Source organism: Streptomyces sp. NPDC002032 (assembly GCF_042890765.1).
Classification (GTDB): Bacteria; Actinomycetota; Actinomycetes; order Streptomycetales; family Streptomycetaceae; genus Streptomyces.
The window spans coordinates 77,563-101,767 of the sequence record NZ_JBIASM010000018.1 but is presented as its reverse complement, the minus strand read 5'-3'; the positions used below and the strand labels follow the sequence as shown (position 1 = coordinate 101,767).

23 protein-coding genes are annotated in these 24,205 nt (G+C 74.1%); 15 read left to right on the top strand and 8 right to left on the bottom strand.

What is annotated here, in order from left to right; genetic code table 11:
- Positions 1–36 precede the first annotated feature (36 nt).
- Positions 37–807 carry an ABC transporter ATP-binding protein gene (locus ACFYYT_RS30635; protein ID WP_351826315.1) on the top strand — a complete coding sequence of 257 codons (771 nt, stop codon included), beginning with the start codon at positions 37–39 and terminating at the stop codon, positions 805–807.
- A 62-nt stretch (positions 808–869) separates the two neighbouring features.
- Positions 870–3,428 carry an ABC transporter permease gene (locus tag ACFYYT_RS30630; protein ID WP_388609972.1) on the top strand — a complete coding sequence of 853 codons (2,559 nt, stop codon included), beginning with the start codon at positions 870–872 and terminating at the stop codon, positions 3,426–3,428.
- Positions 3,429–3,516: 88 nt separating this feature from the next.
- On the opposite strand, the gene ACFYYT_RS30625 is transcribed toward ACFYYT_RS30630, so the two are convergent.
- The gene (locus ACFYYT_RS30625; protein ID WP_351823429.1) at positions 3,517–4,056 is read right to left on the bottom strand and encodes an EF-hand domain-containing protein; all 540 of its coding nucleotides are present in this window, start codon (positions 4,054–4,056) and stop codon (positions 3,517–3,519) included.
- A 254-nt stretch (positions 4,057–4,310) separates the two neighbouring features.
- Between ACFYYT_RS30625 and ACFYYT_RS30620 the strand changes: the two genes are divergently transcribed.
- Positions 4,311–5,576 carry an SLC13 family permease gene (locus ACFYYT_RS30620; protein WP_351823441.1) on the top strand — a complete coding sequence of 422 codons (1,266 nt, stop codon included), beginning with the start codon at positions 4,311–4,313 and terminating at the stop codon, positions 5,574–5,576.
- 107 nt (positions 5,577–5,683) lie between these two features.
- Here ACFYYT_RS30620 and ACFYYT_RS30615 read toward each other — a convergent pair whose 3' ends face one another.
- Complete coding sequence (locus ACFYYT_RS30615; RefSeq protein WP_351823426.1) at positions 5,684–6,166, bottom strand: lamin tail domain-containing protein; 483 nt, start codon at positions 6,164–6,166, stop codon at positions 5,684–5,686.
- Between the two features lie 270 nt (positions 6,167–6,436).
- On the opposite strand from ACFYYT_RS30615, the gene ACFYYT_RS30610 reads away from it, so the two are divergent.
- The 3 genes from ACFYYT_RS30610 to ACFYYT_RS30600 all read left to right on the top strand — a co-directional run bounded on the left by ACFYYT_RS30610 (position 6,437) and on the right by ACFYYT_RS30600 (position 9,309).
- Positions 6,437–7,393, top strand: coding sequence for a helix-turn-helix domain-containing protein (locus ACFYYT_RS30610; protein ID WP_351823423.1), 957 nt, complete (start codon positions 6,437–6,439; stop codon positions 7,391–7,393).
- A 150-nt stretch (positions 7,394–7,543) separates the two neighbouring features.
- Positions 7,544–8,542: a type I glyceraldehyde-3-phosphate dehydrogenase gene (gap, locus tag ACFYYT_RS30605; protein ID WP_351823420.1), complete on the top strand. Its 999-nt coding sequence runs from the start codon at positions 7,544–7,546 to the stop codon at positions 8,540–8,542.
- Positions 8,543–8,766: 224 nt separating this feature from the next.
- The gene (locus ACFYYT_RS30600) at positions 8,767–9,309 is read left to right on the top strand and encodes a hypothetical protein (protein ID WP_351823417.1); all 543 of its coding nucleotides are present in this window, start codon (positions 8,767–8,769) and stop codon (positions 9,307–9,309) included.
- 25 nt (positions 9,310–9,334) lie between these two features.
- Here the strand turns inward: ACFYYT_RS30600 and ACFYYT_RS30595 are convergent, their stop codons facing one another.
- Positions 9,335–10,471 carry an NAD(P)/FAD-dependent oxidoreductase gene (locus tag ACFYYT_RS30595; protein WP_351823415.1) on the bottom strand — a complete coding sequence of 379 codons (1,137 nt, stop codon included), beginning with the start codon at positions 10,469–10,471 and terminating at the stop codon, positions 9,335–9,337.
- 64 nt (positions 10,472–10,535) lie between these two features.
- The gene (locus tag ACFYYT_RS30590) at positions 10,536–11,261 is read right to left on the bottom strand and encodes a TetR/AcrR family transcriptional regulator (RefSeq protein WP_351823412.1); all 726 of its coding nucleotides are present in this window, start codon (positions 11,259–11,261) and stop codon (positions 10,536–10,538) included.
- A 203-nt stretch (positions 11,262–11,464) separates the two neighbouring features.
- Here ACFYYT_RS30590 and ACFYYT_RS30585 point away from each other — a divergent pair, with 203 nt between their 5' ends.
- The 5 genes from ACFYYT_RS30585 (at position 11,465) to ACFYYT_RS30565 (ending at position 14,701) form a co-directional block, all read left to right on the top strand.
- Positions 11,465–12,688, top strand: coding sequence for a cytochrome P450 (locus ACFYYT_RS30585; RefSeq protein ID WP_351823410.1), 1,224 nt, complete (start codon positions 11,465–11,467; stop codon positions 12,686–12,688).
- Positions 12,689–12,744: 56 nt separating this feature from the next.
- The gene (locus ACFYYT_RS30580) at positions 12,745–13,431 is read left to right on the top strand and encodes a M15 family metallopeptidase (RefSeq protein WP_351823407.1); all 687 of its coding nucleotides are present in this window, start codon (positions 12,745–12,747) and stop codon (positions 13,429–13,431) included.
- 74 nt (positions 13,432–13,505) lie between these two features.
- Entirely contained in the window at positions 13,506–13,787 is a 282-nt protein-coding gene (locus tag ACFYYT_RS30575; RefSeq protein WP_351823404.1) for a hypothetical protein, read from the top strand.
- A 36-nt stretch (positions 13,788–13,823) separates the two neighbouring features.
- Positions 13,824–14,357 carry a DoxX family protein gene (locus ACFYYT_RS30570; protein ID WP_351823401.1) on the top strand — a complete coding sequence of 178 codons (534 nt, stop codon included), beginning with the start codon at positions 13,824–13,826 and terminating at the stop codon, positions 14,355–14,357.
- A 131-nt stretch (positions 14,358–14,488) separates the two neighbouring features.
- The gene (locus ACFYYT_RS30565) at positions 14,489–14,701 is read left to right on the top strand and encodes a hypothetical protein (RefSeq protein ID WP_351823399.1); all 213 of its coding nucleotides are present in this window, start codon (positions 14,489–14,491) and stop codon (positions 14,699–14,701) included.
- A 106-nt stretch (positions 14,702–14,807) separates the two neighbouring features.
- Here the strand turns inward: ACFYYT_RS30565 and ACFYYT_RS30560 are convergent, their stop codons facing one another.
- Together ACFYYT_RS30560 and ACFYYT_RS30555 are read right to left on the bottom strand one after the other, a co-directional pair.
- Positions 14,808–15,167, bottom strand: a complete 360-nt coding sequence (locus tag ACFYYT_RS30560) for a metalloregulator ArsR/SmtB family transcription factor (protein ID WP_351823438.1) — start codon at positions 15,165–15,167, stop codon at positions 14,808–14,810.
- 187 nt (positions 15,168–15,354) lie between these two features.
- Entirely contained in the window at positions 15,355–15,729 is a 375-nt protein-coding gene (locus ACFYYT_RS30555; protein ID WP_351823396.1) for a hypothetical protein, read from the bottom strand.
- Positions 15,730–16,025: 296 nt separating this feature from the next.
- Here ACFYYT_RS30555 and ACFYYT_RS30550 point away from each other — a divergent pair, with 296 nt between their 5' ends.
- On the top strand, positions 16,026–17,600 hold the full coding sequence (locus tag ACFYYT_RS30550; RefSeq protein ID WP_351823395.1) for a metallophosphoesterase family protein: 1,575 nt from the start codon (positions 16,026–16,028) through the stop codon (positions 17,598–17,600).
- Here the strand turns inward: ACFYYT_RS30550 and ACFYYT_RS30545 are convergent.
- A complete protein-coding gene (locus tag ACFYYT_RS30545) occupies positions 17,597–18,217 on the bottom strand; it encodes a TetR family transcriptional regulator (RefSeq protein ID WP_351823392.1) in 621 nt (206 codons plus the stop codon). The two genes, ACFYYT_RS30550 and ACFYYT_RS30545, sit on opposite strands and share 4 nt — an antisense overlap.
- Entirely contained in the window at positions 18,214–19,746 is a 1,533-nt protein-coding gene (locus ACFYYT_RS30540; protein ID WP_351823390.1) for an MFS transporter, read from the bottom strand. Before ACFYYT_RS30540 ends, ACFYYT_RS30545 begins: the two co-directional genes overlap by 4 nt.
- 234 nt (positions 19,747–19,980) lie before the next feature.
- On the opposite strand from ACFYYT_RS30540, the gene ACFYYT_RS30535 reads away from it, so the two are divergent.
- The 3 genes from ACFYYT_RS30535 (at position 19,981) to ACFYYT_RS30525 (ending at position 24,187) form a co-directional block, all read left to right on the top strand.
- Positions 19,981–20,187, top strand: a complete 207-nt coding sequence (locus tag ACFYYT_RS30535) for an antitoxin (protein WP_351823387.1) — start codon at positions 19,981–19,983, stop codon at positions 20,185–20,187.
- An 845-nt stretch (positions 20,188–21,032) separates the two neighbouring features.
- On the top strand, positions 21,033–22,709 hold the full coding sequence (locus ACFYYT_RS30530) for an FAD-dependent oxidoreductase (protein ID WP_351823384.1): 1,677 nt from the start codon (positions 21,033–21,035) through the stop codon (positions 22,707–22,709).
- Positions 22,706–24,187, top strand: coding sequence for an ATP-binding protein (locus tag ACFYYT_RS30525; RefSeq protein ID WP_351823381.1), 1,482 nt, complete (start codon positions 22,706–22,708; stop codon positions 24,185–24,187). Before ACFYYT_RS30530 ends, ACFYYT_RS30525 begins: the two co-directional genes overlap by 4 nt.
- The last annotated feature ends 18 nt before the right edge of the window (positions 24,188–24,205 follow it).

The window sequence follows — 24,205 nt, the reverse complement described above, 5'->3', positions numbered from 1 at the left end:
CGCACCCGAAGAGGAGCCCCCGTGACCGCCGACCCCCTGGACCCCCGCCCGACGTACCCGACGACGGGCACCGCGGCCGCCGCCACCACCGAGCTGACGAAGGTCTACGGCAGCGGCGACACCCGCGTCGTGGCCCTGGACCGGGTCAGCATCGACTTCCGGGAGGGCGAGTTCACCGCGATCATGGGTCCCTCCGGCTGCGGCAAATCCACCCTGATGCACTGCGCCGCCGGGCTCGACTCCTTCGGCTCCGGCTCCGTCCGCATCGGCACCACCGAACTGGGCACCCTCGACGACCGGCAGCTCACCGCCCTGCGCCGCGACCGGATCGGCTTCGTCTTCCAGGCGTTCAACCTGCTGCCGACGCTGACCGCGCTGGAGAACATCACCCTGCCGATGGACATCGCCGGACGCCGCCCCGACCGCGAGTGGCTGGACCACGTGATCGCCCGGGTCGGCCTCGCGGAGCGCCTCGGCCACCGGCCCGGACAGTTGTCCGGCGGCCAGCAGCAGCGCGTCGCGGTGGCCCGCGCGCTCGTCTCCCGTCCCGCGATCGTCTTCGGCGACGAGCCCACCGGCAACCTCGACTCCCGCTCCGGCGCCGAGGTCCTCGGCTTCCTGCGCGACTCGGTGCGCGAGCTCGGCCAGACCGTGGTCATGGTCACCCACGACCCCGTCGCCGCCGGGTACGCCGACCGCGTGGTGTTCCTCTCCGACGGACGCCTGGTCGACGAGATGACCCGGCCCACGCCGGACCGGGTCCTGGACCGGATGAAGGCGTTCGACACCCGCGCACGCACCAGCTGACCCGCGACCCCGTCCGCCCGCTCGGTCCCCCGAGCCCGTCTCCCCCCAGGACCCGCATCCCCATGTTCCGTACCGCCCTGCGCAACGTGTCCGCGCACAAGGCCCGCCTGCTGCTGACCGCCTTCGCGGTCATGCTCGGGGTCACCTTCATCTCCGGCAGCCTCGTCTACGGCGACAGCGCGGGCCGCGCCGCCACCGCCCGGGCGACCGGCGGCTACGAGCGCATCGCCGTCAGCGTCTTCCCCGACGACTCCCGCGCCGGCGGCAACGCCGGCCCCGCGGGCGCCACCGGACCGGCCGGGGTCGACGCCGCCGCCGTACCCGCCCTGGCCGCAGTCCCCGGCGTCGCCGCCGCCACCGGCCGGGTCGACGGCTTCGCGGCCGTCGCCGGCCGCGACGGCCGGCTGATCGGCCACGGCCCCTCCCACCGGGGCGGCAACTTCGCCCCCGGCGCGACCGGCAAGGACCCCGCCTACCGCTTCCTCCAGGGCTCCGGCCCGGCCCGCGACGACGCCGTGGCCCTGGACGAGACCACCGCGGCCCACGGCGGCTACCGCGTCGGCGACACCGTACGCATCGGAACGAACCGGGGCGCGGCGCCGTACACCCTCAGCGGGATCTTCCGCGCCGACGGCACCAAGCTGCCCGCCGGGGGCAGCCTGACGCTGTTCACCGACGCCACCGCCCAACGGCTCTTCCTCCAGCCCGGCCGCTACGCGAACCTCGAGCTGACCGCCGCCCCCGGCACCGGCGCACAGCAGCTCCTCGGCCGCGTCGAACCGGTCCTGCCCCCTGGCACCGGCGCGGCCACCGGCGCCCAGCTCGCCCGGATCCAGGCGAACCTCGCCACCCACGACAGCGACACCATGAGCCAGATCCTGGTGGGCTTCGCCGCCGTCGCCCTGTTCGTCGCCACCTTCCTCATCTCCAACACCTTCACCATGCTCGTCGCCCGGCGCACCAGGGAGCTCGCCCTGCTGCGGGCCGTCGGCGCCTCCCGCCGTCAGGTGCGCCGGATCCTGCTGACCGAGTCCCTCCTCGTCGGCGCCCTCGCCTCCGCGGCCGGCCTCGCCGCCGGCACCGGGGTGGCCGCCCTGCTCGGCACGCTCTTCGGCCCCGCCGACGCCCCGGCCGCCCCGCTGGTCCTCACCCCGGGCACCGTGCTCACGTCCCTGCTCGTGGGCACCGCCCTGCCCGTGATCGCCGCGTGGCTGCCCGTCCGCCGGGCCATGACCATCCCGCCCGTCGCCGCCCTCGGCGCCGCCGAACCCGCGGCGCCCGCCCGCACCGGCACCCCGCGCACCGGCATCGGCGCCGCCCTGCTGCTCACCGGCCTGGCCGCCGCGGTGTACGGGGCCCTCACCACGGGGAAGGACGCCCGCACCGTCATCGGGGCCGGCGCGGCCCTCACCCTGACCGGGACGATCGTCCTCATCCCGCTGCTGGCCCGGCCGTTCGTCGCCCTGGTCCGGCCGCTGCTCACCCGCCTCCACCCCGTGCACGGCAACCTCGCCGCGCGCAACACCCTCCGCGACCCCCGCCGTACGGGCGCCACCGCGGCGGCGCTCGCCATCGCCCTCACCCTCGCGTCGGGCCTGTCCGTCCTCGGGGCCTCCGCGTCGCAGTACCTCGACCGTGCGACCACCCACGACTTCGCCGCCGACTACCTGGTCAAGCCCGCCGACGGCGCCATGCGGATGACGCCCGCCACCGCGGAGCTCCTCAAGACGCTGCCCGGCGCCGCCTCCAGCCCGCTCAACCAGTCCACCGGCTACCGGCTGGGCGGCGCGCCGTCCGTGCTGACCGGCGTCGACCCCGCCACCATCGGCCGGCTGCTGCGCTACGAGGTGACCGAGGGCTCGCTCGACTCCCTCGCCCAGGGCCGGATCGCCGTGGCCGACTTCAAGGCGGCGGCCGCCGGCTGGCACCTCGGCCAGACCCTGCCCCTGGAGCGGCCGGACGGCCGGCGCGGCAGCGTCACCATCGGCGCCGTCTACCGGGCCGACGAGCAGAGCAACCTGCTGCCCACCATCACCGCCCCCGACTCCCTCGTCGCCCGCTACGACGAGGCACCGAACACCGCCGCCGTCCTCGTCGCCACGGACGGCGGCCCGAGCGGGGCCGCCCTCGCCGGAATCACCCGCGCCCTCGGCGACAACCCCGCCCTGGCCGTCCTCGACGAGGCCGCGCTCCGTGCCGAGGACAGCGGGAGCATCGGCGAACAGCTGAACGTCTTCTACGCCCTGCTGAGCCTCGCCCTGCTCATCGCCGCGCTGGGCATCGCCAACACCCTCGCGATGTCCGTCCTGGAACGCCGCAAGGAGATCGGCACGCTGCGCGCCCTCGGGGTGGACCGCGCGGGCGTGAACCGGATGATCCGCCTGGAGGCCCTCCTGCTCGGCGCGCTCGGCGCGGCCCTCGGCACGGTCCTGGGCGTCTTCCTGGGCTGGGCCCTCGGGCGGACCCTCCAGGAGAGCGTCGCGGGCTACACGCTGGTCGTGCCCTGGGGCCGGCTGGCGCTGGGCGCGCTCGTCGCCGTGGCCGGGGCCCTGCTCGCCTCGCTCTGGCCGGCCCACCGCGCCGCCCGCGTCGACATCCCCTCGGCCACGGCGGCGCAGTAGCGGTCCGCCCCCGCCGGGCCGCGGACCCCCGATGCCCGTGTGCCCCCGCATCCGCGTACCGGCGGATGCGGGGGCACACGTACGGACGTCAGCCGTCGAAGCGGCCGCAGAGCCAGTTGCCCGGATCCGCCGGGTCGTCGCTGGTCCAGAACTGCTGCCACAGCAGCGCGAACTCCTCGCGGCCGAGGTGGCCGTCGCCGTTCGGGTCGAGGAGTTCGAAGACGCCCGTCGTATCGACGGAGCGCCCGGTCCAGGTCTCGACGAGCCTGTGGTGCTCCTCGGGGGAGATGCGGCCGTCCCCGTTGGCGTCCACCGCGTCGAAGACGGTGTCGGCGGTGGCGGTGACCTCCGCCGTCATGGCGGGCAGCCGGTCGACGAGCGCGAGCAGCTCGCCCAGGTCGACCGTTCCGTCGCCGTTCGCGTCCCCGGCCTCCAGCAGCGCCGCCCACCAGCCCATCAGGAGCGTCTCCACCCGCGCGCGCAGCGGCGTACCGGGGTCCACGCCGGGCAGCCGGCTCCAGCGGGCCACCAGCGCCGTGAAATCTTCCTCGCGCAGGTAGCCGTCCCCGTCCGCGTCGAACGCGGCGAACATCCCCTTGAGCTTCCGCTCCTGAAACGCACTGGCCATGTGCGGCCTCCTCCGACGCCGGACCGAACCGTGAACCGCCGCCGACCGGCCCTGCCGGACGGCGGACGGCGGACGGCGCGTCACCATAGCCCGGCGGGCGCGCCCGCCCCCACGGGCACATCTGCCCGAGCGGTCACCCGCGTGCCCGGCCGCGACGGACGGAGCCGAAGGCGGGGTCCGGGCGGCGCGGGTGTCATCCTGGGGAGGTTCGTGGCCGTCGTCCGGCCGGGTGGGTTTCGTCGCGGGAGTGCACGCTGAGTACCGTCATAGCCGAGTCTTCGTCCCTCGTCGTGCTGCTGGGCGTGCTGGCGTTCGCCGTCGTCCGGCCGCGCGGGCTGCCGGAGGCGGTGGCCGCCGTACCGGCCGCCGGGCTGCTGGTGGCGCTCGGGGCGGTGTCCCCGCGTGCCGCGTGGGAACAGACCCGGGAACTGCTGCCCGTCGTCGGATTCCTCGCCGTGATCCTGGCGCTGGCCCAGCTGTGCGCCGACGAAGGGCTGTTCCGGGCGGCCGGCGACGCGGTGGCCCGCCGGTGCGGGCGCAGTCCCGGCACCCTGCTGGGCGGGGTGTTCGCGGTCGCCGCCGTGGTCACCGCCACCCTGAGCCTGGACGCGACGGTGGTGCTGCTGACCCCGGTCGTGTTCGCCACCGCCGCCCGCCTCGGCGCCCGGCCCCGGCCGCACGTGTACGCCACCGCGCACCTGGCGAACACCGCCTCCCTGCTCCTGCCGGTCTCCAACCTGACCAACCTGCTGGCCTTCACCGCCAGCGGCCTGTCCTTCACCCGCTTCGCGGCCCTGATGACGCTGCCCTGGCTGGCCGCGATCGGAGTCGAGTACGCGGCCTTCCGCCGGTTCTTCCGGAGCGACCTGGCCGAGCCCGTCCAGCCGCCGGGGGCCCTGGACACCCCCTCGCCCCCCTCCGTGCCCCGCTTCCCGCTGGTGGTCCTCGCGCTGACCCTCGCCGGGTTCGCGGTGGCCTCCTTCGCCGGGGCCAGCCCCGCCTGGGCCGCCCTCGCCGGCACCCTCGTCCTCGCCTGCCGCGCGCTGTACCGCCGCGAGACGACGCCCCGACGGCTGGTCCTCTCCGCCGCGCCCGGGTTCTGCCTGTTCGTCCTCGCGCTGGGCATCGTCGTACGGGCCGTCGTGGACCACGGCCTCGGCGACGGCCTCGCGAACGTCCTGCCCCCGGGCGGCTCGCTGCCGGCCCTGCTGGCTGTCGCGGGGGTCGCCGCGCTGCTGGCGAACCTGATCAACAACCTGCCCGCCGTCCTGGCCCTGCTCCCGGTCGCCGCGCCGGCCGGTCCCGGACCCGTCCTCGCCGTACTGATCGGCGTGAACATCGGCCCGAACCTGAGCTACGTCGGCTCGCTGGCCACGCTGCTGTGGCGGCGCATCGTGCACGAGCACGACGAACGCGTCTCCCTCGGCGAGTTCACCCGCCTCGGTCTGCTCACCACCCCGGCAGCCCTCGCCGCCGCCGTCACCGCCCTCTGGGCCTCCCTGCGGCTCCTCGGCACCTGAGCCGCCGGGCCCCGCACGCGCCTGCGGCGCGCCGCGGCCGGATGGCCGTGACGCGCCGCAGACGGGGCGGCCCCAACGTCGTCGTCGGTGGAGCCGCCGGTTCCGGATCAGCCGCGGCTGTGGTGCCCGCCACGGCCCCAGGAGTCGGTGGAGATGACCTTGTTGCGGGCGTCGCGCAGGGTGGCGGTGTCCTGCTTGTCCCAGATCTGCATGCGGCGGCCCTGGTAGACGTCGCGCTGGGTGTTGCGGCCCTTGCCGGTGTGGACCTTGACGGCGGAGTGGCCCGCCAGCTTGAAGTCGCCGAAGCGGTAACGGTTGCCCTCACGGTCGGTCAGGGTGTAGCCGCGCAGGTTGACGGCGTGCTTCCCGGTGTTCTTCACCTCGACCCACTCGCCGTTGAGGGAGTTGTTGGAGCGGGCGTCGCGGCCGGGGCTGTCGTACTGGACGCTGCCGATGGTGACGGCGGAGTGCGCACGCCCGTGGTCGCGGCCGTGGTCGGCGGCGGCGGCGGGCAGGGCCGCCGAGCCGAGCAGGACGCCTGCGGCCAGGAACGCGGTGACGGCCCGGCGGGTGGTGAGAGAAGCAGACATGGAGATGACCCCTTCAACAGACAGCACCGGCCGGCTCGTGAAAGCCGGACGGGCTCCGAACGGTGCCCGGCGTGCTGCCGGGCAGCCACACTGTGGCGCCCCGGACGCGCCTGCCGGCCGCTGCACGCGTCGTGTTTTACCAAATGCGGATATGTCCGTAACTCTTCCTTGTATGTGCAGGGGACGACGTATGTGCGGGGACGACGGCGCTCCGCGCGCGCGGAGCCACCCGCCGGGGGCCGCGCACCCGCGCCGCGTACGCTCTCTCCCGTGCCAGCCCCCCGCCTGCGTCATGTCGCCGTCCTCGTCCTCGAAGGAGCCAAGCCCCTCGACGTCGGCATTCCCGCGCAGGTGTTCACCACCCGCGCGAGCGTGCCGTACGAGGTACGGGTGTGCGGTGCGGCGCCCGGCCTCGTGACCGGCGGCGACGGACTGTCGTACCACGTCGGCCATGGTCTGGAGGCCCTGGAGTGGGCCGACATCGTCTTCGTCCCCGGCTACCGCTTCCCCGACCGCGAAGACCCGCCGCGGGCCGTCGTCGAGGCACTGATCGCCGCCCACGTACGGGGCGCGCGGCTCGCCGCCATCTCCACCGGCGCCTTCGCGCTCGCCGCCACCGGCCTGCTCGACGGCAAGCGCGCCACGACGCACTGGCACTACGCGCGGGCCCTCGCGGCGAAACGCCCGCTCGTCCGGGTCGACGAGAACGTCCTGTTCGTGGACGAGGGCAGCGTGCTGACCTCGGCAGGCGCCGCCTCGGGCATCGACCTGTGCCTGCACATCCTGCGCGGCGACCTCGGCGTGGCCGCGTCGAACCACACGGCCCGGCGCCTGGTGGCCGCCCCCTACCGCAGCGGCGGCCAGGCGCAGTACGTGCCGCGCAGTGTCCCCGAGGCGCTCGGCGAGCGGTTCGCCGCCACCCGCGAATGGGCGCTGCGCCGCCTCGGTGAGCCCCTCACCCTGGAGGTGCTCGCCCGGCACGCGGCCGTGTCGCCGCGCACGTTCTCGCGCCGTTTTGCCGAGGACACGGGATACACGCCGATGCAGTGGATCATGCGGGCCCGCGTGGACATGGCCCGTGAGCTGCTCGAACGCTCGGAGCGGGGGGTCGAGCAGATCGCCGACGACGTCGGCTTGGGGACCGGATCGAACCTGCGGCTGCACTTCCAGCACATCCTCGGGACGACGCCGACCGAGTACCGGCGCACCTTCACCCGCGGCGAGTAGCCCGTACCCCCCCCGGCATCCGGGGTTCCTGGTGCGGGGGCTCCCGGGAGGGGATGGCGGGATCCTTGCGGACCATGGCGATCCCGCCGCTGTCACCGGCGGCCGCGGCGCGCGAAGCTGAAGGCGAACGCACCCGAAAGGACAATCCTCATGACCCGCATCGCCATCAACGGATTCGGCCGCATCGGACGCAACGTGCTGCGCGCGCTGCTGGAGCGCGACAGCGGCCTGGAGGTTGTCGCGGTCAACGACCTCACGGAGCCCGCCACCCTCGCGCGGCTGCTCGCGTACGACACAACGTCGGGCCGGCTCGGCCGTCCGGTGAGCGTCGACGGGGACGTCCTCGTCGTGGACGGCCACCGCATCAAGGTGCTCGCCGAGCGCGAGCCGGAGCGGCTGCCGTGGGCGGAGCTCGGCGTCGACATCGTGCTGGAGGCGACGGGCCGCTTCACCTCGGCCAAGGCCGCCCGCGCCCACATCGACGCGGGTGCCAAGAAGGTCCTGGTCAGCGCACCGGCGGACGGCGCGGACGTCACCCTCGCCTACGGGGTCAACACCGACGCCTACGACCCGGCGCTGCACACCATCGTCTCGAACGCCTCCTGCACGACCAACGCGCTCGCCCCGCTGGCCGCGGTGCTCGACGACCTGGCGGGCATCGAGCACGGCTTCATGACGACCGTGCACGCCTACACGCAGGAGCAGAACCTCCAGGACGGCCCGCACCGCGACCCCCGCCGCGCCCGCGCCGCCGCCGTCAACATCGTGCCGACCTCGACGGGCGCCGCGAAGGCGATCGGCCTCGTCCTGCCGAACCTCGCGGGCAAGCTGTCCGGCGACTCGATCCGCGTGCCGGTCCCGGTGGGTTCGATCGTCGAGCTCAACACGACCGTCGCCCGCGACGTGACCCGCGAGGACGTACTGGAGGCCTACCGCACCGCGGCGCAGGGGCCGCTCGCCGGAGTGCTGGAGTACTCCGACGACCCGCTCGTCTCCTCCGACATCACGGGCAACCCGGCCTCCTCGATCTTCGATTCGGCCCTGACCCGCGTCGAGGGCCGCCACATCAAGGTGGTCGCCTGGTACGACAACGAGTGGGGCTTCTCGAACCGCGTGATCGACACGCTCCAGCTGCTCGCCACCCGCTGATGCGGCGCGGGCACGTGCCCGGGGACCTGCGGTCGGCAGCCGGTGGTCGGTGGTCGGCGGTCAGGGTCCCCTAGGGTGGGCCTTGGTGACGGGCGGTCGGCCCGGCCTCGACCGCAGGAGTGAGAACCATCGTGTCAGCGCGGCAGCCGCTTCCCCGTAGGACGCGTACGACGCGTACGACGCGTACGACCCGAGCCGTCCGGCCCTCCGGCAGGAGGGCCGTCGTGGCCGGCGCCCTGCTGGCGGCGGCGCTGCTCGCGCTCCCGCTCGGCCCCGTCACCGAGGCCCGGGCCTCCGGACCCGCCCCTACGGGACCGCGTACGGGCGCCGCGCCCGCGGCGGCCGGGGCGGTGACGGTCACCGAGGGGCGGATCGGCGAGGCCGCGCCCGGCGGCGTGATCATCTACCCGAGCGTGACCAGCTGCCTCACGGTGACCGTGCGCCTGCGGGACGGCGGCCTGGTCGGAGCGCACGCGAGCCTGTTCCAGGTGCCCGGGGAACTGCGGTCCGACGCGATCCTCACCGCCCTGAGGGACCGCGTCGGTGACCGCCCCGTGACCGCGATCGAGGTCAGGGGGGCCGTCGGTGCCTGGGCTCCCGGCTACTTCGTCAAGGCGATCGAGGGGTACGGGGAGGGCGAGCAGGTGCCCGTCCCCGAGGGCCGGGACTTCGACGGTCTCGCCGGAGCGGTGGCGGCGGGACTCGGCCGGCCCCGCGCCCTCGTGACGGTCGAGGACGTCCCCGACGGGGACCAGACCGTCGGCTGACCGGGAGGGCCGGATGCGCGGGCCGTCAGCCGGCCGGTGCGAACAGGTCGAGCAGCGGCTGCGGCGCGTGATCGTGGAAAAGGGCCTCCAGACCCCGCGCGGATTCCCGCGCCTTCTCCTCGGCGCGCGGGAACAGGCGTGCCTCGTAGGCCGTCAGGGCCGCCTCGGTGTCGCCCGGGTGGGCGGCCAGGCACTCCCCGAGGTCCGCGCCGTCGATCATCGCGAGATTGGCGCCCTCCCCGGCGAACGGTGACATCAGGTGCGCCGCGTCGCCGAGCAGGGTCACGCCCGGAACCCGTTCCCAGCGGTGGCCCTCGGCGAGCGCGTGGATCGGGCGCGGCACCAGCGGCCCGTCCGCCTCGGTGACCAGCCGGCGCAACGCGGGCGCCCAGTCCGCGAAGTGCTCCAGGACCGCGGCCTTCGCCGCCCGCGCGTCCGTGAAGTCGACGGCGGACAGGGTGGATTCGGGGGTACGCAGAGCGGTGTAGACGTGCAGGCCGCCGTCGGCCTCGCGGTGCGCGAGGAAGCCCTTGTGGTCCCCGAGGGCGAAGAACATGCCGCCGCCGATCAGCTCGGCGCACTCGGGGTGGCGCGTGTCGGCGTCGACGAGGTCCAGTTCGACGAAGGAGATCCCGGTGTACGAGGGGGTCGCGTCCGACAGCAACGGCCGGATCCGCGACCAGGCGCCGTCGGCGCCGATCAGCAGGCCGGTGGTGAAGCCGCTGCCGTCGGCGAGGGTCACCTCGTGCCGACCCCCTCCCAGCGGCCGGGCCCCGACGGCCTTCGCGCCCCAGCGCACGGTGCCGGCGGGGAGCGAGCCGAGGAGCAGGTCGCGCAGCTGCCCGCGGTCGATCTCGGGGCGGCCGCCGGTGCTGTCGTCGGCCTCCTCGTGCAGGACGCGGGCGTGCCGGTCCAGCACGCGCACGGCCTGGCCGCCGGGATGGACCCGGGCCCGGAACCCGTCGTGGAGCCGGGCCGCGCGCAGGGCGGCCTGACCGGACTCCTCGTGGATGTCGAGCATCCCGCCCTGGGCGCGGGCGTCGGCGGAGGCGTCCAGATCGAAGACGGCGGCCGCTATGCCGTTCACGTGCAGGACGCGGGCCAGTGTCAGGCCGCCGAGTCCGGCGCCGATGACGGCGATGGGGTGGTGGGTGGTGTGCACGGAATCCTCGAATCGACTCGGGGGACGGGCTTCGGTACCGGGGCGGCGGCCGCTTCCGGCGGGGTCACGGGGCGGCGGGTCCCCGGGTGGAGGTGACGGGCCGTTCGGTGCGCGCCGTGGCCCGCGCGCCGTTGATGACGGCGCGGAAGACCCAGTCCAGGCGCTCCTCGGGAGTGCCGGAGACCAGGTCGCCGCCGATCGCCGCGATGCGCGGGTGGGTGGCGGGGTCGGCGCCCAGCAGCCTGGTGGCGAGGGCGTCGTGGTCGTCCCCGGCGCCGGGGTCGCGGTCGCGCGTGGACTGCTCGGCGGCGGTGGCGGTGGCCACCTGGAGCAGCACGTCCACGCCCCAGGCCGCCTGGGCGTCGGGGACCGCGCCCTCGTGGAGGAGGGCGAGGAGCCCCTCGACCAGGGCCAGGTAGTTCGGGCCCGAGGGGCGGGCCGTCAGCGCGGCGAGCCCCAGGCTGGGGTGGGCGAACAGGACGGCCGTGTACGAGCCGAGTACGGCGGCGAGCCGGTCCCGCCAGTCGCCCTCGTCGGTCACCGCACTCAGGTCCACGGCGCCGAGCAGCTCCTCCAGGATGGCCGCGTGCAGTTCGGCGGTGTTGGCGACGTACACGTACAGCGAGGCCGGCCCGGTGTCGAGCTCCTGGGCCAGGCGCCGCATCGTGACGCGTTGCAGCCCCTCGGTCTCCATGAGGGCGACCGCGGTGGCGACGATGCCGTCGAGGGTGAGCGCGGGCTTGGCGGGGCGCTCGCGGCGGCTGCGGCGCGCGGGGGTGCTCGATGTCATGCGACGAGCGTAACGAACATGTTCGTTACGAACAAGTTCGTTACGCGCTGGACGGACCGCGCGCCGGGGAGGGGGCGCCACCGGCGACGCGGACGCGGAGACGCGGCGGACGGGAACCGAAACCGGCATTCGGTAAGAATTGGACCTGGGTGTCCCCGCTGTCCGTCCCGGCGGGGCGACGCAGACGTACGCCTGGAGGCGACATGACTGAGCGGCCGGTCCTTCTGCCCTACGCCGATCCGGCCTTCGTCGCCGACCCCTTCCCGCTCTACCGGCAACTGCGCGAGGACGGCCCCGTGCGCCGTGCCGTCATCGCGGGCGGACTGGAGGCCTGGGTCGTCACCCGCTACGAGGACGGGCTCGCGGCCCTCTCCGACTCCCGGCTCAGCAGCGACGTGCGCGACGCCTCCGACACCCGGCTCCTGCAACAGCTGCCCGGCACCGAACGCGAGTCCATGCTCGGCAACATGCTGCGCAGCGACCCGCCCGACCACACCCGGCTGCGCCGCCTGGTCTCCAAGGCGTTCACCGCCCACCGGGTCGCCGGCCTGCGGCCCCGGATCCAGGCCGTCACCGACGGGCTCCTCGACGAGATCGTGGCGGCCGGCCGCGCCGACCTCGTCGAGGACTTCGCCCTGCCGCTCCCGGTCACGGTGATCAGCGAACTGCTCGGGGTCCCCGTCGACGACCGCCACGACTTCCAGCGCTGGACCGACCGCATGATCATGCGCGGCGCACAGCCCCCGGACCCCGCCGTCGTCAACGAGGCGTGGCAGCACATGCGCGGCTACGTGGGCGACCTCATCCGGGCCAAACGGGCCGACCCCGGCGACGACCTGCTCAGCGGCCTGATCACCGCCCGTGACCAGGAGCAGCGGCTGACCGAGGACGAGCTGATCGCCATGGTCTTCCTGCTGCTGGCCGCCGGCTACATCACCACCGTCAACCTGATCGCGGGCGGCATCGCCATGCTCCTGGCCCACCCCGCCCAGCTCGACCGGCTGCGCTCCGACCCCGGACTGCTGCCCGGCGCGATCGAGGAGTTCCTGCGCTACGACGGCCCCGTCAGCCCGGGCATCGCCCGCTTCGCCCGCGAGGACCTCGACATCGCCGGCGTGCGCATCCCGCGCGGCGCGACCGTGCTGATCGCCTCGGCCATCGCCGACCGCGATCCGGCCCGCTTCCCCGACGCCGACCGGCTGGACATCACCCGGCGGGACAACACCCACCTGGCGTTCGGCCACGGCATCCACTACTGCCTGGGCGCGCCGCTGGCCCGGCTGGAGGGGCAGATCGCCATCGGCACCGCCCTGGACCGGCTCCCCGGGCTCGCGCTCGCCGTCCCGCCGGAGGAGATCCGCTGGCGTCCCGGCGGCCTTCGCGGCCCGCTGAGCCTTCCGGTGACGTTCTCCCCCGACCGGGGCTGATCCCGGCCCCGCCGCTCCGCCGTGCCGGGTGCGCCCGACCGGCCTACGGTGGAGCGGTGCGCTACCGCCTCGCAGCCGTGGCCCTCACCGCCGCGATCTGCGTGTCCACGTCGTCCTGCGGCGTACCGGAGGCAGCCGCACCCGGGTTCCGGGCGGTCCCGCCGGGGAACCCGGTGGCGGAGCTGGCCGCCGAGGTCTCGGCCGTCCCGGCCGCGAAGCTGGGCGTCGGCTACCGGCCCGACTGCCCCGTCCCCCCGGACCTGCTGCGACTCGTCCGGATGAAGCACTGGGGCTTCGACGGCAGGGTCCACCAGGGGGAGCTCATCGTCCACCGCGACGCGGTGGAACCCCTGCTCCGCGTGTTCGCGAAGGCCTTCGAGGCCCGCTTCCCGATCCGCCGGATGCGGGTGACGGCCGAGTACGGCGGCAGCGACGAACGGGCCATGGCCGACGACAACACCTCCGCCTTCAACTGCCGCCAGGTCACCGGCGACGCCGAACGCAGGTCGCGGCACGCCTGGGGCGACGCCATCGACATCAACCCCGTCGAGAACCCGTACGTCGACCGCCACGGCACGACTTACCCGCCGAACGGCCGGAGTCACCTGGACCGCGACCGCCCCGGCCCCGGCATGATCACCCCGGGATCCGTGCTGACCAGCGCTTTCGAGGAGGCCGGCTGGTCCTGGGGCGCCCGCTGGGCCGAGCCCGACTACCAGCACTTCTCCGCGAACGGCGACTGACGCGCCCCGCGGCGCCGGGGCCGGGTGGAGCAGGCCGGGCTGCGCCCCGGCCGCGCAGCTGATCGCATCGGGGCATGAAGGACCCTTTCGGCTGTGACGACCCGTCCCTCCTGGCACCGGCCGGAGCGGGCGACCGTGAGGCTGCCCGCCGCACGGTCGCCGCGCACGCCACCGACCCCGCCGGCCTCCTGCTGCTGATCGACATGCTCGGCCTGCACCCCGACGACGACCCGGCCCCCTCGGCCCGCGCGGGCCACCGCACCGCGCAGGCAAGGCGACCCCCGCCTTCGCCCCCGCCGCCCCCGCCGCCGCCGTCCCCGTCCCCGTCCCCGTCCCCGCACACCGCGTCACCCTGACCGCCCCTCCCCGCGCCCCCGACAGGAAGTGATCCGATGGCCCCGACCCGGTACCCCGCTGGACCCCGCTTCACCACCGAGAGCACCACCTCCTACGACGTGGGCCTGCCGGTGCTGCGCCTCGTACTCGGCGCGATCATGGCCGTCCACGGCACCCAGAAACTGTTCGGGTGGTTCAACGGCCCCGGCATCACGGGCACGGGGGCGTTCTTCAGCGGGGCGGGCTATCCGGCGGGGCGGACCATGGCGACGCTCGCGGGCCTGACCGAGGTGCTGGGCGGTCTGGGGCTGGTCCTCGGGCTGCTCACGCCGCTGGCTGCCGCGGCCGTCGTCGGCGTCATGATCAACGCCATCGCCGTGAAGTGGACCGGCGCCGTGTTCGGGCTGACGGGCGTCGAGTTCGAGGCCCTGATCATCGCCGCGGCCGTCACCCTCGCCCTCACCGGCCCGGGCCGCTTCGCGCTGGACCGCGCCCTGCCGGTCCTGCGCGAGCACCGGCCCGTGCACGGGGTCCTCGCGCTCCTCCTGGCGGTCGTCCTGGGCGCGGTGGCGCTGCTGGTGCGGAACTGACGGGCCGCTGCCCGCATTCGGGTGGTGGCGCGCCGTGTCGGGCGGCCGCGGGGGGCCGGGTTCGCGATCCTGGGCCGGGCACGGCGGCGCGGTGACCGCCGCCCTTCCCGCACGGCGACAAGGAGTACGGCATGCCGATGGACGCGGTCGGACGTTTCCTCGCGGCTCTGGACCCGGACCACCGGGAGGCCGTCGCCGGCAGACCGCGCGAGGAGCGGGAGCGGCTCGCGGCCGCCTGGGAACGCGAGCTGGCGTCTGACGACGAGCTCGACACCCTCGACGAACTGTCCCCGCCCGCGGCGGAGGCCGAGGCGGCCCGCCGCGTCATGGACCGCGAGGGCTGACGGGCCGCCCGGTTCCCCGCCTGCCCGCCCCCCTCCCCGCACCGGGCGGGTCAGCGGAAATCGCCGGCGTGCTCCCGGCCCCCGGGGCGCCGGCCCGCGCTGCCGGTCACCCGCCCGGGCCCGTCCACGCGCTCCGGGGCTCGCCCTGCCGGAGCTCGGCGAGGAGCTCGCTCTGGCCGGCCAGGAGTTCGGTCAGGATGCGACGGGCCGCCCGCAGCAGCTCGGCGACGTCGCCGCCGGCGAGCGCGTAGCTCACCGTCGAGCCCTCGCGGATGGAGACGACGATGCCCGACCGGCGCAGCACCGCCAGCTGCTGGGAGAGGTTGGACGGCTCTATGTCGATCTCGGCGAGGAGTTCGCGCACGGGCCGGGGACCGTTCTGCAGCAGCTCCAGTACCCGGATGCGGACGGGGTGCCCGAGCATGCGGAAGAACTCGGCCTTCGCCTGGTACAGGGGTACCTGCATTCCCACGCCGCATGCTCCCGCCATCGCCCTCGACCGTGCCTCCCGGCACCGGAGTTCCGGTCCGGGAGCCGCCTCGCCCATCATCGCGTCCGCGGGGCCCACGCCTGCCCGGGTTCGGCCAGTTTCGGATGTGCCCAGTTGCAGAAGTCTGCAACTCGTGGGCATGCGTGGGCCCGGAGGACCGCGGCTACAGCTCCAGTGCCGCCTCGATGCGCTTGAGCTGGTGGCGGGCCATGGCCAGGTTGGAGTTCTTCCTGTCCAGGACGAGGTACAGGAACAGGCTCTGCATGCCGTTGCCCCCCAGCAGGCGGATGAGGTGGTACTGGGTGCCGAGCGTGATCAGCAGGTCCTCGATCCCGTCCTGCAGTCCCAGCATCTCCAGGGTGCGGACCTTCGCCCGGATCACATCGGTGTTGGCCGCGGCGGCGACCCCCAGGTCGAGGTCCTTGCCCCCGCCGAGGGTCCCCAGCGCCATCCCGCTGGTGTAGTCGACGAGAGCGGCTCCCAGCGCGCCCTCGACCGAGGTCATGATCTCCTTCAGGGACACTTCCACATTCGCCATCGGCGCCCGCTCCCTCACGTCACACGTCCGTGCCCGGCGCCGGTACCCGCCCGGCGCCGTGACCTCTAGCCCGGTCCACGCTACTGATCACGCCCGGCGCCGGGCGCGGAACGGAGGATCTGGCGGAAAACGCCCCCTGTGCGGCCGGGTGGGGTCCGTACGCCGTCCTACGGCCTGTCACCTCCACGATCCGCGGGCCGCTCGCGAAGATTTCTGGGAGTCACATGGGGGTTCGTATCCCCCTCGTTCACCCGGCGGTGGGATCCGCTTCGCCCGAACAGAGGATGTTTCGCGTCATGGACCTTCCCGATTTCGGTATCCCCCAGAAGCTCGCCTCCCGCATGAGCATGGCGGAGCAGCACGACTACCTGCGCGCCCGGTTCACCCGGCGCGGCGCCCTGCGGGCCGGCGCGGTGACCGCGGCCGTCGCCGGGGCCGGGCTCGGCGCGGGGACCGCCTCGCCCGCGTACGCGGCCCCGGCCGTGGTGCGCACCTCCGCCGAACGCCGCGGCGTCGACGGCTCCCTGACCGCGCCGTTCGCCCGTCACCTGCAGTACGGCGCCGACCCCAAGACCCAGATGCGGGTCTCCTGGCAGGTGCCCTTCGCGGTGCGGAAGCCCTACCTGCGCATCGGCACCAGCCCCTGGGCGCTGAGCCGGAAGATCGACGCCGAGGTGCGCCACCTCACCACCCCCGTCCTGAACGGCGGCAAGATCGCGGGCGCCGAGCAGTTCTACCTGCACGTGGGCCTGGACCGGCTGCGGCCCGGCCAGACGTACTACTACGGCGTCGGCCACGACGGCTTCGACCCCGCCGACCACCGCAACGCGGGCACGCTCGGCACCTTCACCACGGCCCCCGCGCGCGCCGAGAACTTCACCTTCACCGCCTTCGGCGACCAGGGCGTGAGCTACCACGCGCTGGGCAACGACGCGGTGCTGATGGCCCAGAACCCGGCCTTCCACCTGCACGCGGGCGACATCTGCTACGCCGACTCCTCCGGCTCGGGCGGCAGTGGCGACACCTACGACGCCCGCACCTGGGACCAGTTCCTCGCCCAGACCGAATCCGTGGCCAAGACCGTCCCGTGGATGGTGACGACCGGCAACCACGACATGGAGGCCTGGTACTCGCCGCAGGGCTACGGCGGCCAGAACGCCCGCTGGTCCCTGCCCGACAACGGCCCGGACCCGGTCAACCAGCCCGGCGTCTACTCCTTCGTGCACGGCAACGTCGGCGTCGTCGCGCTCGACGCGAACGACGTCTCGTACGAGATCCCCGCCAACTTCGACATCAGCGGCGGCAAGCAGACCGCCTGGCTGGACCGGCGCCTCGGCGAGCTGCGGCACAACCGCGACGTCGACTTCATCGTGGTGTTCTTCCACCACTGCGCGTTCTCCACCACCAGCGCGCACGCCTCCGAGGGCGGCGTCCGCGAGGCGTGGGTCCCGCTGTTCGAGAAGCACACGGTGGACCTGGTCATCAACGGCCACAACCACGTGTACGAGCGCACCGACGCCATCAAGGGCAACAAGGTCGGCCGCAAGGTCCCGATCGGCGAGCGCACCGACCCGACCCGCGACGGCATCGTCTACGTCACCGCCGGCGCGGCGGGCCGCTCGCTGTACAGCTTCCCCGTACCCGATTCGTACGAGGGCCACGTCGCGGACCGCGACAGCGTCGACACCTACCACTGGGTCAAGGGCGGCACGAAGGCGACCGAGACCGTCGAGTGGTCCCGGGTCCGGTACACCAACTACTCCTTCCTCGCGGTCGAGGTGGAGACCGGCCGCTCCCCGAAGCTGAAGGTCAGCGCCCTCGCCGAGACGGGGCAGCGCATCGACCACTTCGAGATCCAGCGCGGCCGCTAAGGGGTGTCCGGCGCCCCGGGCCCGTCGATGAGCAGCTGGAGCCCGGGTGCGTACAGGTCCGCGAGCCGGTCGGCGCTCGCGCGGGCCCCGGCGCCGTCGGGGCGGTGCAGGCTCAGGGTGGCGCCGAGGCCCAGCAGCTGGCCGGCGATCAGCTCGGCGCGCAGCAGGGCGTCGGGGCCGCTCAGGGTGGCGGCCAGCCGGTCGGTGACCTGCTCGCGGAACCGGTCCCGCAGCAGGGTGCGCTCGTCCTCGATGCCCAGGGAGAACACGACCCGCAGCAGCGGGTCGCCGCGGAACCGGTCGCGCAGCTCGACCATCGTCAGGACCAGGTGCCGCCCGAGCACCGGCGGCGGGGCGGCGAACAGTTCGTCGGCGGCCGCCCCGAAGTCGGCGACCGTGTTGAACAGGGCCTCCTTGCTGCCGAAACGCTTGACGATCAGCGACGGGCTCACCCCGGCGGCGGCCGCGATGCCGCGCATCGTGACCTCGGCGTACGGCCGCAGCGTGAACGCCCGGCGGGCGGCGCGCACGATGGCCTCGCGTCCGGAACCGGCTTCCGCCTCCGCCCCGGCGGCCGTGCCGGACGGGGCGGTGACGGGTTCCCCGCTGGTGCTCATGCGCTCTCCCGGGCGGCGGTCACGGTCGCTGACACGGTGACCGTACCGCCCCCGCAGGCGCGCCCGCGCAGGGGGCCGCGGCCGCGCCCGGTGCGGTCGGACGGCAGGAACAGCGTGGCCACGAGGGCGGCCAGCGCCGTCCCCCCGGCGATCAGGAAGATCAGCAGGTACGCGTGCAGGGTCGGGGCGCTGCGGCCCCCGGCCACGAAGGTCACATGGGCCAGCACGGCGGCGACCACGGCACTGCAACAGGCCTGGCCGACGGAACGCATGAGGGTGTTGAGCCCGTTGGCCGCCGCCGTCTCGCTCACCGGCACGGCCCGCATGACCAGGGCGGGCAGCGCCGAGTACGCGATGGCGGTGCCGGAGGCCACCACGGTGGCTCCGGCCACGATCAGCCAGAGGCTGTGGCTGGTGAAGAAGCGGACCACGTAGCCGGCGGCCATGACGACGGCCGCCAGCGCGAGCGCGGTCCGCGGCCCGTAGGCGGCGGAGATCCGGGCCGAGACGGGGGAGAGGGCCACCATGGCCAGACCACCCGGCAACAGGCACAGCCCGCTCACCACGATGGACGCGCCGAGCCCGTACCCCGTGCTGGTGGGCTCCTGCACCATCTGGCCGGTGACCAGGGAGTTCGCGTAGAAGGCGAAACCGATCAGCAGGGCCGCCACGTTGGTGAGCAGGACGGCGGGCCGGGCGGAGACCCGCAGGTCGACCATGGGGGAGGGGGTGCGCAGTTCGAACCAGCCCCAGAGCAGGCCCACGGCCAGGGAGGCGCCGAGCAGCCCGAGCGTGCGCGCGGAGCTCCAGCCCCAGTCCGAGCCCCGGGTGATCGCGAGCAGCAGCCCGACGAGCGTGCCGGCCAGCCCGAGCGTCCCCGGGAGGTCGAAGCGCCCGCGCGAGCGGACCGCGGACTCGGGGACGATCCACAGCACCAGCAGCAGGTCGAGCAGCCCGAGGGCGGCCGACGCCCAGAACATGGTGTGCCAGTCGAAGTTCTCGATGACCACGGCCGCCACCGGCAGGCCGATCGCCGCCCCGATGCCGAGCGTCGAGCTCATGAGCGCGATCGCCGACAGCACCCGGTCGGCGGGGAGCTCGTCGCGGATGATGCTGATGCCCAGGGGGATCACCGCGAGCGCGGCGCCCTGGAGGGCCCGGCCGGTGATCAGCACGCCGATGTCGGAGCTGATCCCGCACAGGACGGAGCCCGCGGTGAGCACTCCCAGCGAGGCGACCAGGACCCGCCGTTTGCCGTACATGTCGCCGACGCGGCCGAGCACCGGGGTGAAGACCGCGCCGGTCAGGAGGGTGATGGTGACCAGCCAGCCGGCGGCGCCGGGGCTCGCCCCCGTCAGGTCGGGGACGTGCGGCAGCAGCGGGACCACGAGGGTCTGCATGACGGCGACGATCATGCCGCAGAAGGCGAGGACGGGCATGACGAGCCGGGGGCGCGGGGAGCGGGAGCCGGGTGGGGGCGCGGGCGCGGTGTCGGGGGCCGGACCGGGTGCGGGTATCGCGGGGGGCATGCTGCTCCAGACACGGGAGGAGAGCGGGACACACGGGGGTGCACAAATGTTCACCCCCAAGGTAAACGACTGTGCACCCCAGCGGTGGGTATGCGGCCCGAGGGGGCGGTGAGGGTGCCCGTCCGCGCCGCACGGCCCCCGAACCGGCGGGAATACGCGCCCGCGACGCGCGGATGCGGTTTGTGGGACGGCCCGCGATGCTGGAGGTGTCGGATCACTGTGAAAGGGATCACCATGTCGATGATGGACAAGCTCAAGCAGATGCTGAAGGGCCACGAGGAGCAGGCCGGCCAGGGCGTCGACAAGGCGGGCGACTTCGTGGACGGGAAGACCCAGGGCAAGTACAGCAGCCAGGTCGACATGGCCCAGGAGAGGCTCAAGGAGCAGCTGCGCAACGAGGGGCAGGGCGGCACGACGCCGCCTCCGCCGCCGCCGCAGTAGCGGCGCGCTGACCTGCTCCCGGGACGACGGGCCGGCCGTCACCCGCCGCCAGGACCCCGCTGTCGCGGGTCCTGGCGGCGCGTGCGTCGGCTCCCTCCCACCCGCGCCTTGCCCGCGCCCCGGCCGCCCGTTACGGAGCCGCCGCGGCCGGCCCGCGCGTGAGCGGCCTCGCGCCCGGGGCGCGGTCCCAGGCCATCCGCGACCACGGCAGGGCCAGCCGGCTCCGGTCGCGGTCCGCGACCGGAGCGGCCTCGCGGACCGGGCGTGGACGGCGTCCGCGTAGCGGTGGCCGGTGTCGGCGGCGATGAAGAGGACGGTCCGCCCCGGCGCGCGCTCGCGTTCGTGCCCGGCCGCGAGGTACGCGGCCCCGGCCGACAGCCCCGCGAAGACCGCGTGCCGGCGCAGCAGGTGACGCTCCCGTACGGCTGGACGCCGACCGGTTCGACGTCCGGCGCGCCCGCACCGCGGCCGCCGCCCTCGCGCAGGTAGCGGGCCAGGGCGCCGGTCGAGGCCCCCGAGCCGACCCCGCCGAGCACGGTGAGCGCGTCCATGCCGGTCGCCTCCCGGATCCGCTCGGCGATCGGACCGCATCCAGTGGTGGCCGGGGTGGGCGGCGAGGATCTCGTGGACGCGCTCGACGCGCCGCTTCTGGTCGAGACCCAGCCGGACGGCCCCGCCGCCGCACGAGCACCGCTGACCGCGCGCGACGGCCCGCGCACCGGGCGTGCGCGGGCTGCCGGGTCCCGGAGCGGACCCGGACGATCGAACATACGATGGGCGGGAACCGGCGCCGGGCGGCTCGCCGTCCCACCACTCCGGGGCGCCGCCGCTCGGGTGGGAGTCGTATGGCAGAGGTCGCCGACACAGCACGGACCGTCATCCTGACCGTGGACGACGACCCGGGGGTCTCCCGCGCCGTCGCCCGGGACCTTCGCCGCCGCTACGGGGCCTCGTACCGGATCGTGCGCGCCGAATCCGGCGAGTCCGCGCTGGAGGCGCTGCGCGAGCTCAAACTGCGCGGCGACCTCGTCGCCGTCATCCTGGCCGACTACCGCATGCCGCAGATGAACGGCATCGAGTTCCTCGAACAGGCACTGAACGTGTACCCGGGCGCGCGGCGCGTCCTGCTGACCGCGTACGCCGACACCGACGCGGCGATCGACGCCATCAACGTCGTCGACCTCGACCACTACCTCCTCAAGCCGTGGGACCCGCCGGAGGAGAAGCTCTACCCGGTCGTGGACGACCTGCTCACGGCCTGGCGCTCCAGCGACTACCGGCCCGTCCCCGCGACCAAGGTGGTCGGACACCGCTGGTCGGCGCGTTCCTCCGCCGTACGGGAGTTCCTCGCCCGCAACCAGGTGCCCTACCGCTGGTACTCCTCCGACGAACCCGAGGGACAACGGCTGCTGGAGGCGGCTGGGGCCGACGGCCGGCGGCTGCCCCTGGTGATCACCCCCGAGGGCGCCGTCCTGGTCGAACCGGAGGCGCCCGAGCTGGCCGCCCACGTCGGCCTCGCCACGACACCGGCCGCCGACTTCTACGACCTCGTCGTGATCGGCGGCGGCCCCGCCGGACTCGGCTCGGCCGTCTACGGGGCCTCCGAAGGGCTGCGGACCGTACTGGTCGAGCGCTCGGCCACCGGCGGGCAGGCCGGACAGAGCTCCCGCATCGAGAACTACCTGGGCTTCCCCGACGGCGTGTCCGGCGCCCAGCTCACCGACCGCGCCCGCCGCCAGGCCGGCCGGTTCGGCGCCGAGATCCTCACCGCCCGCGAGGTCACGGGGCTGGAGGTCAACGGCGCGGCCCGCGTCGTCCGCTTCTCCGACGGCACGGCCATCGCCGCCCACAGCGTCATCCTGGCGACCGGCGTCTCCTACCGCCAGCTCCACGCCCCGGGCTGCGACGACCTCACCGGCTGCGGGGTGTACTACGGCTCCTCCCTCACCGAGGCCGCCTCCTGCCAGGGCCAGGACGTGTACATCGTGGGCGGCGCCAACTCCGCCGGACAGGCCGCGATGTACCTGGCGCGGGGCGCCAAATCGGTGACGCTGCTCGTACGCGGCGAGTCCCTGCGGGCGTCGATGTCGTACTACCTCCTCCAGCAGATCGAGGAAGCCCCCAACATCACCGTCCGGACCCGGACCGTGATCGACGCCGCCCACGGCGACGGGCACCTGGAGCAGCTGACACTGCGCGACGTGGACAGCGGCACGACCGAACTCGTCGACGCCCAGTGGATGTTCGTCTTCATCGGCGCGGCCCCGCTGACCGACTGGCTGGACGGCACCGTGCTGCGCGACGCGCACGGCTTCATCCTGGCCGGACCGGACCTCACCCCGGACGGGCGGCCGCCGGCCGCCTGGGAACTGGACCGGCCGCCCTACCACCTGGAGACCAACATCCCCGGAGTGTTCGTGGCGGGTGACGCCCGGGCCCAGTCCGCGAAGCGCGTCGCGTCGGCCGTCGGAGAGGGAGCCATGGCAGTCATGCTCGTCCACCGGTACCTGGAGCAGTCATGAGCGGCCAGGTCATGCCGTGCAGCCCGCAGGAGATCGCCTCGCTGTTCCTGTTCGAGAAGCTCTCCCCGGAACAGCTCGGACGGCTCTGCGCCGAGGGGCGGGTGGAGCGGTTCGAAGCCGGGCCGGTGTACACCGAGGGGGACCCGGCCACCTGCTTCTACGTGATGATCGAGGGCACCGTCGTCCTGTCCCGCCGGGTCGGCGTCGACGACGTGGAGGTCGGCCGCACCTCGCAGCGCGGCGTGTACTCCGGTGCCATGCAGGCCTACCTGGGCGACCGGGTGCCGCAGGTGTACACCAACTCCATGCGGGTGACCGAGTGGACCCGGTTCTTCGTCCTGCCCGCCCAGTCGTTCGCCGACGTCATGCGGGAATGGTTCCCGATGGCCGCGCACCTGCTGGAAGGGCTCTTCTTCGGCTCGAAGAACACCCAGCGGGCCATCGGACAGCGCGAACGGCTGCTGGCCCTCGGCTCGTTGTCCGCCGGGCTCACCCACGAACTCAACAACCCGGCCGCGGCGGCCGTCCGCGCCACCGCGACCCTGCGGGAACGGGTGGGCAAGATGCGCCACAAGCTGGCCGTCATCGCCCAGGGCCCCTACTCCCGCGAGGCGCTCGCCGAACTCATCGAGATCCAGGAGCGGACGGCCGAACGCGTCGCCAAGGCGCCGGTGCTGAGCCCCCTGGAGGCCTCCGACCGCGAGGACCGGCTCACCGACTGGCTCGACGACCACGGCATCGCCGAGGGCTGGCGCATCGCGCCGACCTTCGTCCAGGCCGGACTGGACACGGACTGGCTGGAGCAGGTCGCCGCGACCGTGGCCGAGGACATCCTCCCCGGCGCCATCGGCTGGCTCAACTACACGGTCGAGACCGAGCTGCTGATGGACGAGATCGACGACTCCACCACCCGGATCTCCCACCTCGTGGACGCCGCCAAGCAGTACTCACAGCTCGACCGCGCCCCGCACCGGTCCGTCGACGTCCACGAACTCCTCGACAGCACGCTGCTGATGCTGTCCGGCAAGATCGGCCCCCGGATCCGGCTGGTCAAGGACTACGACCGCACGCTGCCGGCCGTGCCCGCCTACCCGGCCGAACTCAACCAGGTGTGGACCAACCTCGTCGACAACGCCGTCTTCGCCATCGAGAGCACCGGTGGCGAGGGCACCCTGACCGTCCGCACGGCCCGCGAAGGGGACCGGCTGCTGGTGGAGTTCCGCGACACCGGACCCGGCATCCCGGCGGACATCCGCAGCCGCATCTTCGACCCGTTCTTCACCACCAAACCGGTCGGCGAGGGCACCGGTCTCGGCCTGGACATCTCCTGGCGGATCGTCGTCAACAAGCACCACGGCAGCCTCCAGGTCGAGTCCGCACCGGGCGACACCCGCTTCCAGGTCCTGCTGCCGCTGACCGACCCCGACCCGGACGCCGACGCCGACTCGGACCGCGACGCCGACGCCGACAGCGACTGACACCGCGCGAACCGCCCC

Bases quoted from the DNA above. Each gene is read 5' to 3' on its own strand.
- ACFYYT_RS30630 (WP_388609972.1), top strand. From the start codon at position 870: ATGTTCCGTACCGCCCTGCGCAACGTGTCCGCGCACAAGGCCCGCCTG.
- ACFYYT_RS30625 (WP_351823429.1), bottom strand. From the start codon at position 4,056: ATGGCCAGTGCGTTTCAGGAGCGGAAGCTCAAGGGGATGTTCGCCGCG.
- ACFYYT_RS30615 (WP_351823426.1), bottom strand. From the start codon at position 6,166: ATGTCTGCTTCTCTCACCACCCGCCGGGCCGTCACCGCGTTCCTGGCC.
- gap (WP_351823420.1), top strand. From the start codon at position 7,544: ATGACCCGCATCGCCATCAACGGATTCGGCCGCATCGGACGCAACGTG.
- ACFYYT_RS30590 (WP_351823412.1), bottom strand. From the start codon at position 11,261: ATGACATCGAGCACCCCCGCGCGCCGCAGCCGCCGCGAGCGCCCCGCC.
- ACFYYT_RS30585 (WP_351823410.1), top strand. From the start codon at position 11,465: ATGACTGAGCGGCCGGTCCTTCTGCCCTACGCCGATCCGGCCTTCGTC.
- ACFYYT_RS30575 (WP_351823404.1), top strand. From the start codon at position 13,506: ATGAAGGACCCTTTCGGCTGTGACGACCCGTCCCTCCTGGCACCGGCC.
- ACFYYT_RS30570 (WP_351823401.1), top strand. From the start codon at position 13,824: ATGGCCCCGACCCGGTACCCCGCTGGACCCCGCTTCACCACCGAGAGC.
- ACFYYT_RS30565 (WP_351823399.1), top strand. From the start codon at position 14,489: ATGCCGATGGACGCGGTCGGACGTTTCCTCGCGGCTCTGGACCCGGAC.
- ACFYYT_RS30560 (WP_351823438.1), bottom strand. From the start codon at position 15,167: ATGCAGGTACCCCTGTACCAGGCGAAGGCCGAGTTCTTCCGCATGCTC.
- ACFYYT_RS30555 (WP_351823396.1), bottom strand. From the start codon at position 15,729: ATGGCGAATGTGGAAGTGTCCCTGAAGGAGATCATGACCTCGGTCGAG.
- ACFYYT_RS30550 (WP_351823395.1), top strand. From the start codon at position 16,026: ATGGACCTTCCCGATTTCGGTATCCCCCAGAAGCTCGCCTCCCGCATG.
- ACFYYT_RS30545 (WP_351823392.1), bottom strand. From the start codon at position 18,217: ATGAGCACCAGCGGGGAACCCGTCACCGCCCCGTCCGGCACGGCCGCC.
- ACFYYT_RS30540 (WP_351823390.1), bottom strand. From the start codon at position 19,746: ATGCCCCCCGCGATACCCGCACCCGGTCCGGCCCCCGACACCGCGCCC.
- ACFYYT_RS30535 (WP_351823387.1), top strand. From the start codon at position 19,981: ATGTCGATGATGGACAAGCTCAAGCAGATGCTGAAGGGCCACGAGGAG.
- ACFYYT_RS30530 (WP_351823384.1), top strand. From the start codon at position 21,033: ATGGCAGAGGTCGCCGACACAGCACGGACCGTCATCCTGACCGTGGAC.
- ACFYYT_RS30525 (WP_351823381.1), top strand. From the start codon at position 22,706: ATGAGCGGCCAGGTCATGCCGTGCAGCCCGCAGGAGATCGCCTCGCTG.